General features: G+C 68.5%; 11 protein-coding genes and 1 pseudogene. 10 read left to right on the top strand and 2 right to left on the bottom strand.

Annotation, left to right across the window (positions count from 1 at the left end; translation table 11 throughout):
- Positions 1-50: 50 nt before the first annotated feature.
- Positions 51-1,637, bottom strand: a complete 1,587-nt coding sequence (locus tag OG202_RS07055; protein ID WP_328222500.1) for an acyl-CoA mutase large subunit family protein — start codon at positions 1,635-1,637, stop codon at positions 51-53.
- 104 nt (positions 1,638-1,741) lie between these two features.
- On the opposite strand from OG202_RS07055, the gene OG202_RS07050 reads away from it, so the two are divergent.
- The 9 genes and pseudogenes from OG202_RS07050 (at position 1,742) to OG202_RS07010 (ending at position 13,062) form a co-directional block, all read left to right on the top strand.
- Positions 1,742-2,413: a TetR/AcrR family transcriptional regulator gene (locus OG202_RS07050; protein WP_326584542.1), complete on the top strand. Its 672-nt coding sequence runs from the start codon at positions 1,742-1,744 to the stop codon at positions 2,411-2,413.
- A 534-nt stretch (positions 2,414-2,947) separates the two neighbouring features.
- Positions 2,948-3,913, top strand: coding sequence for a cytochrome P450 (locus tag OG202_RS07045; RefSeq protein ID WP_328222499.1), 966 nt, complete (start codon positions 2,948-2,950; stop codon positions 3,911-3,913).
- 470 nt (positions 3,914-4,383) lie between these two features.
- A pseudogene (locus OG202_RS07040) lies at positions 4,384-5,095 on the top strand (SDR family oxidoreductase).
- Positions 5,096-5,200: 105 nt separating this feature from the next.
- Complete coding sequence (locus OG202_RS07035; protein WP_327730920.1) at positions 5,201-6,079, top strand: alpha/beta fold hydrolase; 879 nt, start codon at positions 5,201-5,203, stop codon at positions 6,077-6,079.
- Positions 6,080-6,325: 246 nt separating this feature from the next.
- On the top strand, positions 6,326-6,733 hold the full coding sequence (locus tag OG202_RS07030; RefSeq protein WP_326584546.1) for a winged helix-turn-helix transcriptional regulator: 408 nt from the start codon (positions 6,326-6,328) through the stop codon (positions 6,731-6,733).
- 845 nt (positions 6,734-7,578) lie between these two features.
- Positions 7,579-8,922 carry an SCP2 sterol-binding domain-containing protein gene (locus OG202_RS07025; RefSeq protein WP_328222498.1) on the top strand — a complete coding sequence of 448 codons (1,344 nt, stop codon included), beginning with the start codon at positions 7,579-7,581 and terminating at the stop codon, positions 8,920-8,922.
- A gap of 55 nt (positions 8,923-8,977) precedes the next feature.
- Entirely contained in the window at positions 8,978-9,940 is a 963-nt protein-coding gene (locus OG202_RS07020) for a PDR/VanB family oxidoreductase (RefSeq protein WP_328222497.1), read from the top strand.
- Between the two features lie 1,066 nt (positions 9,941-11,006).
- On the top strand, positions 11,007-12,305 hold the full coding sequence (locus OG202_RS07015; protein ID WP_327730923.1) for an SNG1 family protein: 1,299 nt from the start codon (positions 11,007-11,009) through the stop codon (positions 12,303-12,305).
- Between the two features lie 187 nt (positions 12,306-12,492).
- A complete protein-coding gene (locus OG202_RS07010; protein WP_327730924.1) occupies positions 12,493-13,062 on the top strand; it encodes a TetR/AcrR family transcriptional regulator in 570 nt (189 codons plus the stop codon).
- Between the two features lie 612 nt (positions 13,063-13,674).
- Here the strand turns inward: OG202_RS07010 and OG202_RS07005 are convergent.
- Positions 13,675-14,181 carry a MarR family winged helix-turn-helix transcriptional regulator gene (locus OG202_RS07005; RefSeq protein ID WP_327730925.1) on the bottom strand — a complete coding sequence of 169 codons (507 nt, stop codon included), beginning with the start codon at positions 14,179-14,181 and terminating at the stop codon, positions 13,675-13,677.
- A gap of 49 nt (positions 14,182-14,230) precedes the next feature.
- On the opposite strand from OG202_RS07005, the gene OG202_RS07000 reads away from it, so the two are divergent.
- Entirely contained in the window at positions 14,231-15,547 is a 1,317-nt protein-coding gene (locus OG202_RS07000) for a multidrug effflux MFS transporter (RefSeq protein WP_327730926.1), read from the top strand.
- Positions 15,548-15,708: the final 161 nt, after the last annotated feature.

Raw genomic sequence — 15,708 nt, 5'->3', positions numbered from 1 at the left:
CTCCGGAAGTGGTGTGCGAGGGCTCCCGAAGAGAGATCGGTTCTCTTGCGTCAGAAAACGTCGTGCGGGACGTGCACGCCCCAGACGTCGCGGAGGGCGTGGGAGACCTCGCCGACCGTGGCGCACAGCCCCAGGGCCTCGCGCATCGGGGGCAGGACGTTGTCCGTGCCACGCGCTGCAGTGCGCAGGGCATCGAGGGCACGCTGAACGGCGCCGTTGTCCCGTTCCCTGCGCAGCGCCGTGAGGCGTTCGCACTGTTCGCTCTCGATCTGGGGGTCGACGCGTAGTGCTGCGTAGGGCTCTTCCTCGTCCAGGACGTACTTGTTGACACCGACGACGGTCCTCTCCTGGCTGTCGATCTCCAGAGCGATTCGGTACGCCGACTTCTCGATCTCCGACTTTTGAAAGCCCTGTTCGATCGCCGCGACCGCGCCCCCGCGGTCCTCGACAGCCTGGATGAGCTCCAGGGCCGCCGCTTCGAGGTCGTTGGTCATCGACTCCATGACGTACGACCCGGCGAAGGGGTCCACCGTCTTCGTCACGTCGGTCTCGTAGGCGATGATCTGCTGGGTCCGCAGGGCGAGCCGCGCCGCCTTCTGGGTGGGCAGGGCGATGGCTTCGTCGTAGGAGTTGGTGTGGAGGGACTGAGTACCGCCCAGCACCGCACCCAGACCCTGCAGGGCGACTCGGACGAGGTTGACCTCGGGCTGCTGGGCGGTCAGCTGCACACCGGCGGTCTGGGTGTGGAAGCGCAGCATCTGGGACTTGGGGTTCTTCGCACCGAACTCGTCACGCATGATCCGGGCCCAGATACGGCGGGCGGCGCGGAACTTGGCGATCTCCTCCAGCAGCGTGGTCCGGGCGACGAAGAAGAACGACAGACGTGGCGCGAAGTCGTCGACGTCCAGACCCGCCGCGGTCGCCGTACGCACATACTCCTTCGCGTTGGCCAGGGTGAACGCGATCTCCTGCGCGGGGCTCGCCCCGGCCTCGGCCATGTGGTAGCCGGAGATGGAGATCGTGTTCCAGCGCGGCAGCTCCTTGTGGCAGTAGGCGAAGATGTCGCTGATCAACCGCAGCGACTCCTTCGGCGGGAAGATATAGGTGCCGCGGGCGATGTACTCCTTGAGCACGTCGTTCTGGATCGTGCCGGTCAGCTGGTCGCCGCTCACGCCCTGTTCGGCCGCGACCAGCTGGTACAGCAGGAGGAGGGCGGAGGCGGGTGCGTTGATCGTCATCGACGTCGAGACCTTGTCCAGCGGCAGGCCCTGGAAGAGCGTCCGCATGTCCTCGATCGAGTCGATCGCCACACCGACCTTGCCGACCTCGCCCCGGGCGATGGCCTCGTCGGAGTCGTAGCCCATCTGCGTCGGCAGGTCGAACGCGACGCTCAGGCCACCGGTGCCGGCACCGACCAGTTCGTGGTACCGCTCGTTGGACTCCTTCGCCGTGCCGAACCCGGCGTACTGCCGCATCGTCCACGGCCTGCCCGTGTACATCGACGGATACACACCCCGGGTGAACGGGAACCGACCCGGAGCGCCCAGACCGGCGCCCGCGTCGAAGCCCGAGAGCGCCCGGCCGTCGTAGACCGGCTGGATCGGCAGACCGGACTCGCTGTGTGCAACGGAATCCACGCCGGAACCTCCATACTGGTACTCAATATCAATTTTACGGTACTCAGTTCCATTGCTTGAGGCAAGTGGCCCCGGAGGCTGGTAACGGGGAAGGATGTCCGGTCATGAGCAAGTCACCTGCGCGAACGCGACTCGCGGACGCCGCGTTCGCCCTCTTCGACGAGCGCGGATACGAGCAGACCACCGTCGACGACATCGCCGAACGAGCGGGAGTGGGACGGACGACGTTCTTCCGGCACTACGGGTCCAAGGAAGCGGTCGTCTTTCCCGACCATGACCGGTTGCTGGATCTGATCAGGGACCGACTGGCGACCTCCAGCCACAGCACCGCCCTGGTCGCGGTCTCCGACGCGGTGCGCCTGGTCCTGCTGCACTACATCGACGAAGGCGAACTGGCTCGCCGCCGGTACGTGCTCACCAGCTCGGTGGGCGCCCTGCGTGACCGGGAGATCGCGAGTGTGGCCCGGTATCAGCGGCTGTTCCGCGAGTTCATCGCGGACTGGATGGGAGATCCGACGGAGTCGGCGTCGCTGAGAGCCGAACTCATGGCAGCGTCCGTCGTTGCGGCCCACAATCACGTGCTACGGCGGTGGCTGCGAGGGGAGTCCGCCGACCCTGTCACGGAGGTCGACGAGGCGATGCGGGAAGTACTCTCGCTCTTTCCGGCGCCGGGCTCCCCGCTGGAGAGAGGAGCGGGGACCACCGTCGTCGCGTTCCGCACGGGACAGGACATCGAAGAACTGCTCCCTGAGCTACGGCGCCTCGTCGAAGAGTGACACTCTGCCTGGGGCTGTCGCTTCGTGTGGTCCAGGCCACCGACCGGCCGCCTGGACCACCGCGAGTTGAACGGCGGAGCACCGAGTGATGCCGCGCACAACCGATGCGGGGCCGTGTCGCGTGCGTGCTAGCTTCCCGCCGTGACCTCCCCGGCTCTCAACGCCCTCGAATCCGGTACCGGAGGAGCCGGGCGTGACTCGGCGACCACTCCGGAACCTTCCCACAGCCCTGATCTTCTCGATCTGCTCGACCTGTTCGGTGACCCCTTCGTTCGCGACCCCTACCCCTGGCTGGATCGCCTGCGATCCGAGTCGCCTGTCCACTACGACCCTGCCACCGGTCTGTGGCTGGTCAGCCGTCACCAGGACATACGCCGGGTCCTGCTCGATACGGAACGGTTCCTCCCGGACAACGCCCAGCACGCTGTCACCCCGCTGCCCGTATCAGTCCTGCGCGTCCTCGCCCGCGCCGGATTCACCCTTCCACCCTCGCTCGCCAACAACGGGACCCCGAGCCACCTTGGACTGCGTCGAGTGGTCACGCGCTTTTTCAACGCCCAGCGTGTCCAAGCCGCCGTACCGATGATCGATGCCGTAGCCGACGAACTGCTCGACGGAGCGCGTGGCCAACTCGAATCCACCGGTGGCTGCGATCTGTTCCCCTCGTTCGCGCAGGTTCTGCCGTGCCGGGTGTTGATGGAACTCCTCGGTGTCCAGGGCATTGCGCCGGCCACTCTGATCCGCTGGAGCGACGCCGCACTGGAGTTGTTCTGGGGAAGGAACCCACTCCAGCGCCAACTGGAGCCGGCGGCACTCGTCGCGGACTTCCACCAGTGGCTCACCGGGACCGTGCGTAGCGGCACAGCCCCTGCCGAGTCGTTCATCGGGGCGCTCGCTCGCCACCGGCTACCCGATGGCAGACCACTGGATGTCGAGACGGCGGTCGCCGCGTGCTTCTTCGTCCTCATCGCCGGGCAGTCCACGACCGGGCAGCTCATAGCCACCGTGTTGCGCCGGGCGCTGGCCGAGCCCGGTATGTGGGCGCGGCTGGCGGGAGAGGAGGGCCTGGCCGAGGCGTGGGTGGAAGAGATCCTTCGGCGAGAGCCGCCGGTGACCACGTGGCGGCGCGTGACCGCGCAGGCCACTCGACTGGGCGGGGTGCGACTGCCGGCTCGCGCACCGTTGCTGCTGATGCTCATGGGCAGCGGATCCGATCCGGAGATCTTTCCGGAGCCGGAACGGATGTGCTTGCGCCGACCGAACGTCCGCCACCATTTGGCCTTCGGTGCCGGTCGTCACCGTTGCCCCGGCGCCTCCTTGGCGCGCACGGAGGCAGCGGTGGCCCTGCGCGCGGCAGCACGCGGACTCCCGCACATCCAGCCGGCAACCGGGGCGCCGGAACCACCCATGCTCGATCTGCTGTCGTTCAGGGCGCCGTTGAGGCTGGTGGTCGAACGGATGCCCCTGTGTTCGTCAAGCTGCGGCCACCAGGGTTGCTGAAGGATCGGGCTGCTGGGGGCGCGTGATCATGTCATCGCGGATCAGGAGATACACCTCGCGGGCTGCGTAGCGTTTCAGGCAGCGCATGACCTCGCGTCTTCCCTTTCCTTCGGCGGTGCGTCGCTCCAGGTGGATGCGGGTGTGTTGGGCACGAAGGATGCCTTCGGCATCGCCGGCCGGGCCAGGATGCGCCGCGACCTCCGCCCCCCTCGCCGAGACCAGCGAGATCGCGGTCGACCTGAAGATCCTGGATTGCTTAGCTCCATGACGGCCCTCCGCCCGGCTTCGCCGGAACCCCGAGGGCGAAATGTGTCCGGCCTGGCCGGCCGGGCGGCGGTTCCCTGATCGCGGATCGACCTGAGTTCACCGCTGTCCGGTCCGGGCAGCAGTTCCTGCCTGACCTTGCGTTCGAAAACCGATCGGTTTACTATGGCGGAAACCGATCGGTTTCTCATTCTGTGGAGGTAGTCATGACCGCATTGAAGGGCGCCAACGTCTTCGTCACCGGTGGCAGCCGTGGCATAGGCAAGGCGCTGGTGGAGGAGCTGTACGCGCGCGGTGCCGGCAAGGTTTACGCCACGGCCCGCGACGCGCGCGCCGTGACGCACCCCGATGCGGTCCCGGTGGCGCTGGAGGTCACCGACCCGGCTTCCGTGGCGGCGGCCGCCGCACAGGCGGAAGACGTCACCGTACTGATCAACAACGCCGGTGCCGCGGTCGGCGCGTCCTTCCTCGACTCCCCGGTCGACGACGTACGCCGGGAGTTCGAGACCAACTTCTACGGCCCGCTCCTGGTCGCCCGGGCCTTCGTGCCGGTCATCGAGCGCAACGGTGGCGGCCACCTCCTGAACGTGCACTCCGTGCTCTCCTGGCTGGCCCTCAGTGGCTCCTACAGCGCTTCCAAGGCCGCCCTGTGGTCGCAGACCAACTCCCTGCGACTGGAGCTTCAGCCGCGCGGCATCGCTGTCACGGGACTGCACGTGGGATACGTGGACACCGACCTGGCGGCCGGCGTCGACGCACCCAAGTCCGCCCCCCGTGACGTCGCCGCACTCGCCCTCGACGGGGTTGAGGCGGGCGCGTACGAGGTGCTAGCCGATGACATCTCGCGGCAGGTCAAGGCAGGTCAAGGCAGGTCTCGCCGGCGACCTGGCCGGGCTGTACGCCCAGCTGGCGAAGTAGAGCGCGGCAGGGGCCGCAGACCGCGCGACCTCGACGTCACCCCTCCCGGCCCGGACCCACACCCGCATCACCCCATCCACAACGCACACGCCAGGAGTCGGCGAGATGCCCAGCCTCGATTCAGGTCCCACGATCCACATTCCGGGGACCACCAGTCACACCCTCGCCCCGCGCGCGGGACGCCGCAGCCGTGAGGGGACGCTGCGCTACCTCAAGGCGGGCGCGGGTGCCCCCTTGGTCCTTCTGCACACCGTGCGCACGCAGGCCGAGCACTTCCGCCATCTCATCCCGCTGGTCGCGGACCGGTACACCGTGTACGCCCTGGACCTGCCGGGGATGGGCTACTCCGAGATCGTGCCCGGTGCGTCGTACGACGAGCCGGCGCTGCGCGCGGGCGTCGAGCGGCTCCTGACCGAACTCGACCTTCATGATGTGACTCTGGTCGGGGAGTCGCTGGGTGCGGTACTCGCCCTGACCACGGCGGCCGATCTCCCGGAGCGGGTACGACGCGTTGTCGCGGTGAACGCGTACGACTACCGTGACGGAATCGCCCGCTCCAGTCTCCTCGCCCGTGTGGTGATCGGCGGGATCATCGCTCCGGGGGTGGGACCGGTGATCGCCCAGCAGGAGCCCAAGCCCATTCTTCGCGGAATCCTTCAGGGCGGCGTGGGTGACAAGACCGCCTTCCGGGACGACTACCTGGACGAGCTCCTCCAGGTGGGCAGGCGTCCCGGCTACCCGACCGTCGCCCGCGCTCTGTACCGGAACATGCCCAGCCTCATCGCGGCCCGCTCGCGCTACCCCGAGGTCAAGGCCCCCGTCCACCTCGTCTACGGGGAGAACGACTGGTCCCGGCCCTCGGACCGGCAAGCCAACAGGCAGCTGCTGTCCGCTGCCGACTTCACCCAGGTGCCGGGAGCGGACCACTTCATCGCTCTGGAAAGCCCCGACGTGCTGGCCGACCTGTTGAACGCGGTGGCCTGATCCCCCCGGAGCGCCGTGGTCACCCGGCCCCGGGGAGATGCCTGCCCCGGTGACCCGACGCGGGCGCTGACCTTCCGCGGACTCGTCGGTCACAGAACGAGCCGCTGCGCTCGCCGCCCGTCTCGAGAGGCGAGCGACCTCACCCCTCGCAGCGGTCAGTTGCTTGACGCAACGTGCTAAATTCGCAGCATGTTGGGCCAAACATACGACAGTCAACTGTGCTCCATCGCCAGGACTCTGGAGGTTGTGGGCGAGCGCTGGACCTTGCTGATCATTCGCGACGCGCAGCTTGGGCTGCGCCGGTTCGAGGAATTTCAGGACAGTCTCGGTATCGCCCGCAATGTGCTTGCCAACCGCCTCTCCAAGCTGGTCGACGAGGGGCTGCTGGATCGGGTCTGTTACCAGGAGCGGCCCGCCCGCTATGAGTACTGGCCGACGAGCAAGGCCAAGGACCTGCTCACTGCCGTGCTCGCCTTGATGCACTGGGGCGATGAGCACGCCGGGGATCCGGCCGGTCCGCCGCGGATCGCCAGCCATGCGGGATGCGGGGGCAACGTTCGGGAACGGCTCGTGTGCACCGAATGCGGACAAACGGTGGGCCCGGACGCCGTTCACCTGCTCCCCGGCCCAGCACTCACCGACTCGCCGGCCTGACATCCGAAATGTTCCTCGATGGACTCGCCACCACCAGCTGGGGCGCGTGCCGAGTCCCTGTCAGCGGGTGGCCCGCGTGAGGCCTGCTCCACGTCATCGCGGCACGCGGTTGACGCTTCAACGATGATCCTCTCCCTGGGGGAGATCTGCAGCGCGACTGACGGGCGGGCCACCGCCGGTTTGCGTCTGCCGAGTACGCGTCATCACCGGTTCGATCGCCGTCTGGACCGATGCGGGGGCGGCCGACGGGCCGGCAGATCCGCTCTTTGCCCAGGCGGGGTTGAACTGCGCGCTGTCGGTGACCTGTCTTTCCAGTCAGGACGAACGCCATCCCGGTGGGCGGCACTTCCCGTCAGCGGTGAGGTGGACCTTGCTGGTCGGTTCGCCCCTGGAGTGCGCGCGAAGAACGGCTCGCAGTCGGAGTTCACGCCGACGCCTGATACATCGTCACCCTCTCGCCGGGGATCCGATTCGACATCCCGCCGGAGTGCTCTGCCGACGCCGCGGTAAGCCGGCCTTCCGCCCTCTGTGGCAGAAGTGGTGGTGGACGGCCGACCGGATGACGAACTCCAGCGGCATCTCCCACCCCTGCCCGCCGGGCGTGAACCATCAGGGCGCACCTCCTATTGCTGCCGTAACTGCTAGGAGTGCAGGCCGTTCTCGCGGTTCGGCGAACGCAGCACGCCGAACTCCCCTTCTGGGCCGGTCGGCTGTACTCGCATCCAGCAGAAGGCTCGGCGGAATGATCACAGCCCGACCGTAAGTTGCTTCACGAAACTCACCCGGCTAGGGTTTGAGTTGCTTCATGAAACTTGCAAGTACCCCGCCCCGTGAGGTGACGCTCGATGGCCAAGAACAAGCTCGAAGACCATCCCACCGTCGTCCAAGCCCGCCGACGCGACCGCACCGCCGCCCGGCCCGCCGAGCCGCTGGATGCGTCGTGGCTGCGCCAGCTGTGTCTCGACGCGGGTGCGGACGACGTCGGCTTCGTCGAGATCGGCCGGCCGGACATCGCCGACCAGCGAGAGGATCTGGACGCCGCGCTGCCGGGCGTCCGAACGTTGATCAGCATCGTGTCCCGAATGAACCGGGAGAACATCCGCACTCCCGCGCGCTCGGTCGCCAACCTGGAGTTCCATCACACCGGCGACCACTCCAACGAGGTCGGCCGGGAAGTGGTGGGCAAGCTGGAGGCGATGGGCGTGCGCGCCATCAACCCCGCGATGGGTTTTCCGATGGAGATGGACAAGTTCCCCAGGAAGGCGTGGGTCGTCTCGCACAAGCCGGTCGCCGTGGCGGCCGGGCTCGGCAAGATGGGTATCCACCGCAACGTCATCCACCCCAAATTCGGCAACTTCATCCTGTTGGGCACCGTCCTCATCGACGCTGAGGTCAGCGAATACACACGCCCTATCGAGTACAACCCCTGCCTGGAATGCAAGCTGTGCGTGACAGCCTGCCCGACCGGGGCGATCGCCTCCGACGGTCACTTCAACTTCTCCGCCTGCTACACGCACAACTACCGCGAGTTCATGGGTGGCTTCGGCGACTGGGCCGAACAGGTCGCAGAAAGCCGTAACGCACACGACTACCGCTCGCGAGTGAGCGACAGCGAGAGCGCCTCCATGTGGCAGAGCCTGTCCTTCGGCGCCAACTACAAAGCCGCCTACTGCATGTCGGTCTGCCCGGCCGGCGAGGACGTCATCGGCCCCTGGCTGGACGATCGCAAGGCACATCTGACCCAGGTCGTGCGCCCCCTGCTGGACAAGGAGGAGACCGTCTACGTCGTCCCGGGTTCCGACGCCGAGCAGCACGTGGCCAATCGGTTCCCGAACAAGAGCACGAAGCATGTGGCGATGAGCCTGCGAGCGAACAGCATCGACGGTCTCGTGGAAGGCCTGCCGCTGATCTTTCAGCGCGAACAGGCCAAGGACATGTCCGCCACCTACCACTTCACCTTCACCGGCGACGAGTCCCGGCAGATCACCGTGACCATCCGCGACCGCGAACTCGACGTCTCCGACGGACATCACGGTGAGCCGGATCTCAGGATCACCGCCGACACGCGCACCTGGCTGCGTTTCCTCGCCAAGCCGTCACTGCTGGCGTGGGCACTTGTACGTCGGCAGATCAAGCTGCACGGCTCCCCCCGACTGCTGCGCGACTTCGGCCGTTGCTTCCCGTCCTGATCGGTCAGGAAGAACCCATCACCGAATCATCACTGTGAGAGTTGAAAGGCGGATCATGAGCACTCTCAGCACCGAAGTCGAGCTCGACCTCGTGTTGGAACGCAAGGAAACGATGGCCGAAGGTGTCGTGCTGCTGACGCTGCGGGACCCGGAAGGCCGTCCGCTGCCGGAATGGCAGCCGGGAGCCCACATCGATCTGATACTGCGAGCCGACCTGGTCAGGCAGTATTCACTCTGCGGGGACCCGGCGGACCGGTCCCGCCTCCAGGTCGCGGTGCTGCGTGAACCGGAAAGCCGCGGCGGGTCGAGCTACGTGCACGAGGTGCTCACAGAAGGCGAGCAGGTGCGTATCCGCGGGCCACGCAACCACTTTCCGCTCGTGAAGGCCAAAAAGTACTTGTTCATCGCGGGCGGAATCGGGATCACCCCCATCCTGCCCATGCTGGCAGCCGTCAACGCGACCCGCGCCGACTGGCGCCTCCTCTACGGGGGCCGCACCCGAGCTTCGATGGCGTTCGGTGAGACCCTGCAGCGGGCATACGGAGAACGGGTGAGCCTGCGGCCGCAGGATGAATACGGGCTGCTGGACCTGGCTTCGCTACTCGGCAAGCCGCAACGCAGGACAGCCGTCTACGCCTGCGGACCGGAACCGCTGCTTGCGGCGATCGAGGCCGGCTGCGAGAAGTGGCCGAGCGGATCTCTGCACCTGGAGCGCTTCGCCCCGAAGAAGGACGCCACCGCCGGGCCGCTCACGACCTTCGAGGTCGAACTCGCCCAGTCCGGCAGGACGCTGACGATCTCTGAGGACATGTCCATCCTCGAGGCCGTCGAAGGTGCCGGTGTGCCGGTGATGACATCGTGCGAGGAGGGAATCTGCGGAACCTGCGAGACGAAGGTGTTGTCCGGGGAGATCGACCACCGCGACTCGGTCCTGGACACCCAGGAGCGCGCCGCAGGCGACACCATGATGATCTGCGTCTCCCGGGCCAAGGGCGACCGCTTGGTCCTCGACCTCTGACCCACATCGGGAGCAGACGACCGCAGCCCATCCTGTGGGTTGGGCGCTGACGGTTCGCTTCAGGTCGGATCGCACGAACACACACGAGAGGGTGGCCTGGTAGGCCTGGTAGGCCTGGTCGGGCGGAGCCGGGCGGCGCGGCGCCGGCCGCCCACGGGGTATCTGAGGCTGGTGCTCTCGCGCCACGATCGCGGAAGGCCTACGCCGGGCGGATCACCGCACTCACCGACCGGCGCGCCGACCAGGCCCCGGGTCTGGCCCGGGCGGTGACAAGGCTGAACCTGACCACGTTCGCCGGCCAGAGCCGGACCGGCGGCAATTGACCGGGACACGGCGCCTGGCAGGCGTTCCGACCGCGCCGTCATGGCGGACCAGCCGGAACCCCGGCAGACCGACCCCGGGTCTTGTCGGCCATGTCGCCCCTCGTCGGGCGCGCCGAGCGGCAGGGCACCAGCCGTTCTGTGGGTGGACGGTGGGTCTGCACAAGTGTCCAGGGGGGACGGTCGGGCAAGGCCCCGTCCCAGAACAGCGCGATGTCATGGGCTGGAGTACTGCACGCCGAGATCCGCACCGCACGGTCTCGGGTGGCCACGAAACGTGGGAGAGGCACGGGGGGATTCGCTGCCGGAGGGTGCGCGGTCGGGCTTCCGCGCGCATGGCGGTCGAACCGTCGCCACCATTGTTGCGCCCGCGAGGCAGAAGGGTGGTCGGTAGTGAGCCCTGGCGGGGCGTCTCCATGGCACCGGCACCCCGCTCGCAGGGTGCGGCCCGCGCGACAGGCGCCCGCTCATTGGTTTCGCCCGGCGTCGGCCTCCCCGGGCGTCCTGTCGCTGACGGCGCGGCCGTGCGTGCCGACCGCGGGCCGCACTGCGAAGAGGGGGTGGGCCGGATTGGGGCAGGGCCCTTCTGATGGATCGAAGAAGGAAACCCTCTACGTCCTGCCGGGCTCGCACGCGCAGGAGTACGCCCGTCGCCGCTTCCCCCACAAGCCCGTCAAGGAAGTCACCGGCGGCTGGCAGCCCCCGGCGAAACGCCCCGCGTCCACCGACCGAGAGACACGTACGTCATGAGTGGCACTCACCCCTTCCGCGTCCTGCGCGCCAAGCCTCTGTGGATCGCGAACGGCGTCATCACAGGCGTACTCGCGCTGCTGTTCGCCGTGTTCTACGTCGGCGCGAACATCGACCCCGTAGATCACATGAAGAACCTGCCCGTCGGCCTGGTCAACGCCGACGAGGGAGCCGCCGTCGGCGGCAAGCAGGTCAACCTCGGGGCGCAGATCACCGAGTCGATCAAGAAGTCGACCGCGAGCGGGGACAGGATCGACTGGAAGGTGATGGACGAGAAGGAGATGAAGGACGAGCTCGGCAAGGGCAAACTGTTCGGCGCGCTCGTCGTGCCCGCCGACTTCACCACCTCCGCCACCGCACTGACCGGCACCGCGCCCACCGGGACCCCGGCCCGCCCGACCCTGACAGTGCTGACCAACCAGTCCGCCGGCAGCCTGGGCTCCGGCCTGGCCCGGACGGCGACGACCCAGGCGGCCGAGAACGCCTCGCTCCAGGTGGGCAGGGAACTGGCCGCCCAGATCGGACCCGGGCAGGCGAAGCTGCCCGCCGCGGCACGCGTCCTGCTCACCGACCCGGCCGCCGTCACGGTCGAGGACGGCCACCCCCTCGACTCGCACAGCGGCCTGGGCCTGACGGCGTTCTACTACGCGCTCACCCTCGTGGTCGTCGGCATGCTCTCCGCCAACGTCATCAGCGGCCAGGTCGACCACGCCCTCGGCTACACCCACAACGACATGGGCCCCCTGCGCCTGCACCGCCCGCTCATCCGGGCCACCCGGGTCCAGACCCTCACCATCAGCAGCACCCTCACGGCCGCCCTGTCCCTGCCGATGGGCACCCTGGTCATGGCCGGCGCGGTCGGCATCATGGGCATGGACGCCGCCCACCTGCCGCTGTTGTGGCTGTACTCGGTGTGCGCCATCGCCGTCACCGGGATCGGCGCGCTCACCCTCCTCGCGGTCTTCGGCACGCCCGGCATGCTGGTGGTCACACTGGTCTTCATCGGGATGGCGGTGCCCACGTCCGGGGCCACCACCCCGATCGAGGCGCTGCCCGGCTTCTACCGCTTCCTCGCGGAGTTCGAGCCGCTGCGGCAGATCACCGGCGGCATCCGCTCGATCCTCTACTACGACGCCCAGGGCGACGCGGGGCTGACCCGGGGCTGGGTCATGATGGCGGCCGGCCTCGTCGCGGCCGCACTGTTCGGCTTCGGCGTACTGGGGTGGTACGACCGCAAGGGACTGCACCGCATCCCGGAGGAGACGAAGCCCGAGAAAACCGCCGCCCCGGCGTAACGGCAGACCACCCAGGACGGGCCACTACTCGAAGTGGCCCCGGCGTGTGTCGCCCTGCCGGGAACGACAGGCGCGCACACCATCATGGCTCGGCGACGGTCTTACCCCCAGGCCCGCCGAGCCCATGCCTGCAGGCCCTGGAAACCGATCGGTTTTCATTTCGTCCGCTTCGGGTTAACCTCTTGGTATGACCACCGAAGTGAAACTGAGCCCCAGGGAGCGACTGCTGGAGGCTGCGGCCACGCTCACCTACCGAGACGGTGTCGGCATCGGCGTCGAGGCACTGTGCAAGGCGGCAGGGGTGTCCAAGCGCTCCATGTACCAACTGTTCGAGAGCAAGGACGAACTGCTGGCGGCGAGCCTGAAGGAGCGCGCCGCCGCCTACGTGGCAACTCTCCTGCCTGCGGCGGACGGCGGCCGGTCGCCCCGCGAGCGGATCCTGTACGTCTTCGCGCAGGTGGAATCGCAGGCAGGGGCGCCCGAGTTCCGAGGCTGCCGGTACCTGGCCGTGCAGATCGAACTCAAGGACCAGAGCCACCCCGCGAGCCGGGTCGCCCATCAGGTCAAGGTGAACCTGACCACTTTCTTCCGCGTCGAGGCCGAACGGGGCGGGGCGGCCGATCCGGACCTGCTGGCCCGGCAGCTCAGCCTGGTCTTCGACGGCGCCAGCGCCCGCGCGGGCATCGGGGCGGACAAGCTCACGGGACTCGTCGCACCCACGGTGACCACCCTGCTCGACGCGGCAGGCGTGGGCTGACGCGTCACCTTTCCAGGGCGCTCCCTCACCGCGCGGCCATCGGGGGGAGCGCGATGGCCGCAAGCGTGCTGCCGAGCATTGCCGCAGGCGAAGAAGCTGGTGGTCCTGTCGGTCTGACCGGCTGACGCGCAGGCGCTGACTGGGCTTTCCGAACAGCTGCCCCACCCCATCAGGCAGAGGACACCTTGATGGCGGAGCGCAATTCCGTCCTGTCACCGGTGCCGCCGGCGCGATCGGTGGTGTGAGCCGGACGACGAACGCGCGCACTCGCTCCGCCAGGCCGGCGCTGAGGTCTTCGTTGGTCGACGGGAACGTGTGGAGCAGTGCGGCCGGACCCCTCGCCGCCGCCTGGGTCCTCGACGACATCGAACGGCTTCGTGTCGGCGCCTGACCTGCGCGGGGCGGCGGGCCGCGAGTTCAGCGTGGAAGAGGGTGAGCGGCAGGTCGGCGGGCCGAGAGCCGTCGGCATGCCGAGACATTCACCGGATGACGGCCGACTGTCGCTTCGGCGGGCCACCGGCGGAAGGGCAGGCCGGTCTGCCGCCCAGGTCCGGCTGCTGTGCGCGACTCGCATCGAGGCGGGGCCGCCAGCCGTGTACGCGGGCGGGGGTGTCAGGCGCGTTGTCTCACCACTCGCTGCTGAAGGGCCTCTTCCAGCAGGTTCAGTGCCTCCACGACCCGGTCGCGGTCCGCGCCGAGGCCGTCGATCAGATCGGCCTCGGCCGCCAGCTGTCGGGGGAACATGGTGTCGATCGCGTCGCACCCCGCCGGTGTGACGGTGACCAGGGCGGCGCGGCGGTCCGCGGGGCTCGGACGGCGCTCGACGAAGCCGCGCTTCTCCAGCTTGGCCAGTGTCTTGCTGACGGCCGCGCGGGAGCAGCCCAGGGTCTCGGCGAGCCGACGCGCGATCACCGGGCCCTCGGTGTGCCGGAGTTGTACGAGAGCGTCCAGCTCCGGTGCGGTCAGCGGGGCGCCCTCGTACAGCGGCTCCAGGGCGGTGGTCAGCAGCGCCTCGATGCGTTTGACGGGGCCCACGACATCCATGGGGGAGGTGTCGAGGTCGGGGCGTGCTGCCGTCCACATGGCGCGGAAGTCCTCGGGGGTCGACGGGGAAGTCATTGTTGCCGCCAATTGTTAACTGGTAGACAAATAGTTTACCGTGCGGTTCATGGTACCCACCACGACTTCCGAACCGGCATCCGAGACGTCGGTCGTCACCGCCTCGCCCCGACGGGCCGGTGCGCTGATCGCGCTGCTGGGCGCACTGACCGCGATCGCGCCTCTCGCCACCGACATGTACGTCCCCGGCTTCCCGGAGATGGGCCGCACGCTGCGCGCGAGCGACTCGGCCGTGCAGCTGTCCATGACCTCGTTCCTGGCCGGGCTGGTCATCGGCCAACTGCTCATCGGCCCGCTCAGCGACGGCCTCGGCCGCCGTCGGCTGCTGGTCCCCGGCACCGCGCTGTTCGCCGTGCTGTCGCTGGTGTGCGCCTTCGCCCCGACCATCGAGCTGCTGATAACCGCCCGCTTCCTGGAGGGCGTCGCGGGTGCCGCGGGCATGGTGCTGGCCCGCGCGGTCCTCACCGACCGCTTCCATGGTCCCGAACTGCCGTGCTACTTCTCGCTGTTGACCATGGTGCTGAGCGTGGCGCCGGTCGTCGCGCCGGTGATCGGCGGCGCCTTGCTGTCGGTCGGAAGCTGGCGTCTCGCCTTCGTGGCACTCGCGATCTTCGGGGCCCTGCTCCTCCTGGCAGTCCTGCCGGGGGTCCCCGAGTCCCTCCCGCCGGAGCGGCGCCACCAGGGCGGGGTGGCCAGCAGCTTCCGCGCCATGGTCCGGCTGCTCGGCCATCGAACTTTCCTCGGCTGCACGCTCACGCTGGCGTTCGCCGCCGCCGCGCTCTTCGCCTGCATCGCCGGCTCCAGCTTCGTCTTCCAGGAGGTGTACGACACCTCCGCCGGGCTCTACAGCCTGGTCTTCGCGGTGAACGCGTGCGGCATGCTGCTCGTCGGTGCGGTGTTCGGCGTGCTTTCGCGGCGACTGACGATGGGCACGCTGCTGAGCGCCTCGGTGGCGGTCGCGGTGGCCGCCGTACTGGTCCAGGTGCTCCTCCTGGTCACGGTCGGCGGCAGCCTGGCCGGCACCTGGGTCACCCTCTTCTTCGCCGCCTTCGGTATCGGCGGCATCTTCCCGGCCAGCATGAGCATGGGCCAGTCGCTCGGACGGGAGGCGTCCGGAGCCGCCTCCGCACTGCTCGGCGGCATCCAGTTCCTGTTCGGCGCCCTCGCCTCACCGCTCGTCGGCGCGTTCGGCACCGCAAGTGCCATGCCGATGGCGGCCATCATGCTCGTTTCGCTGATCTGCGCCACTCTGTGCCTGGTGTTCCTGGTACGCCCGGGCCGAAAACAGGCCCCACGGGGTTCTGGCGGGCCGCCCCTCTGCGCAGGGCCCCGGCGCGCCGGGGTGGCTCAACCAAGATCGTTGTGAGCGAGCTGGTCGGCGACGCGGTGCGGCACACGAAGGTACAAGTGCCAGTGGGCCGCGCAGAGCTGGAGCCTGCGGGGCAGGAGCAGCACTGAGGGGAGAAGCCGCCATCGCGTCCGATGTGACTGCCCGGCGGCCGGACCGGCCAGGATGCCCGCCGTGCG

Source organism: Streptomyces sp. NBC_00310 (assembly GCF_036208085.1).
In the GTDB taxonomy this organism is placed as follows: Bacteria; Actinomycetota; Actinomycetes; order Streptomycetales; family Streptomycetaceae; genus Streptomyces.
The sequence above is the reverse complement of the archived record's forward strand: the minus strand, read 5'-3'. Positions and strand labels throughout refer to the sequence as shown.

What these genes read in the sequence shown, in the direction of transcription:
- OG202_RS07000 (WP_327730926.1), top strand. Translation starts at nt 14,231, where the DNA reads ATGGTACCCACCACGACTTCCGAACCGGCATCCGAGACGTCGGTCGTC.
- OG202_RS07020 (WP_328222497.1), top strand. Translation starts at nt 8,978, where the DNA reads ATGAGCACTCTCAGCACCGAAGTCGAGCTCGACCTCGTGTTGGAACGC.
- OG202_RS07005 (WP_327730925.1), bottom strand. Translation starts at nt 14,181, where the DNA reads ATGACTTCCCCGTCGACCCCCGAGGACTTCCGCGCCATGTGGACGGCA.
- OG202_RS07050 (WP_326584542.1), top strand. Translation starts at nt 1,742, where the DNA reads ATGAGCAAGTCACCTGCGCGAACGCGACTCGCGGACGCCGCGTTCGCC.
- OG202_RS07035 (WP_327730920.1), top strand. Translation starts at nt 5,201, where the DNA reads ATGCCCAGCCTCGATTCAGGTCCCACGATCCACATTCCGGGGACCACC.
- OG202_RS07025 (WP_328222498.1), top strand. Translation starts at nt 7,579, where the DNA reads ATGGCCAAGAACAAGCTCGAAGACCATCCCACCGTCGTCCAAGCCCGC.
- OG202_RS07015 (WP_327730923.1), top strand. Translation starts at nt 11,007, where the DNA reads ATGAGTGGCACTCACCCCTTCCGCGTCCTGCGCGCCAAGCCTCTGTGG.
- OG202_RS07010 (WP_327730924.1), top strand. Translation starts at nt 12,493, where the DNA reads ATGACCACCGAAGTGAAACTGAGCCCCAGGGAGCGACTGCTGGAGGCT.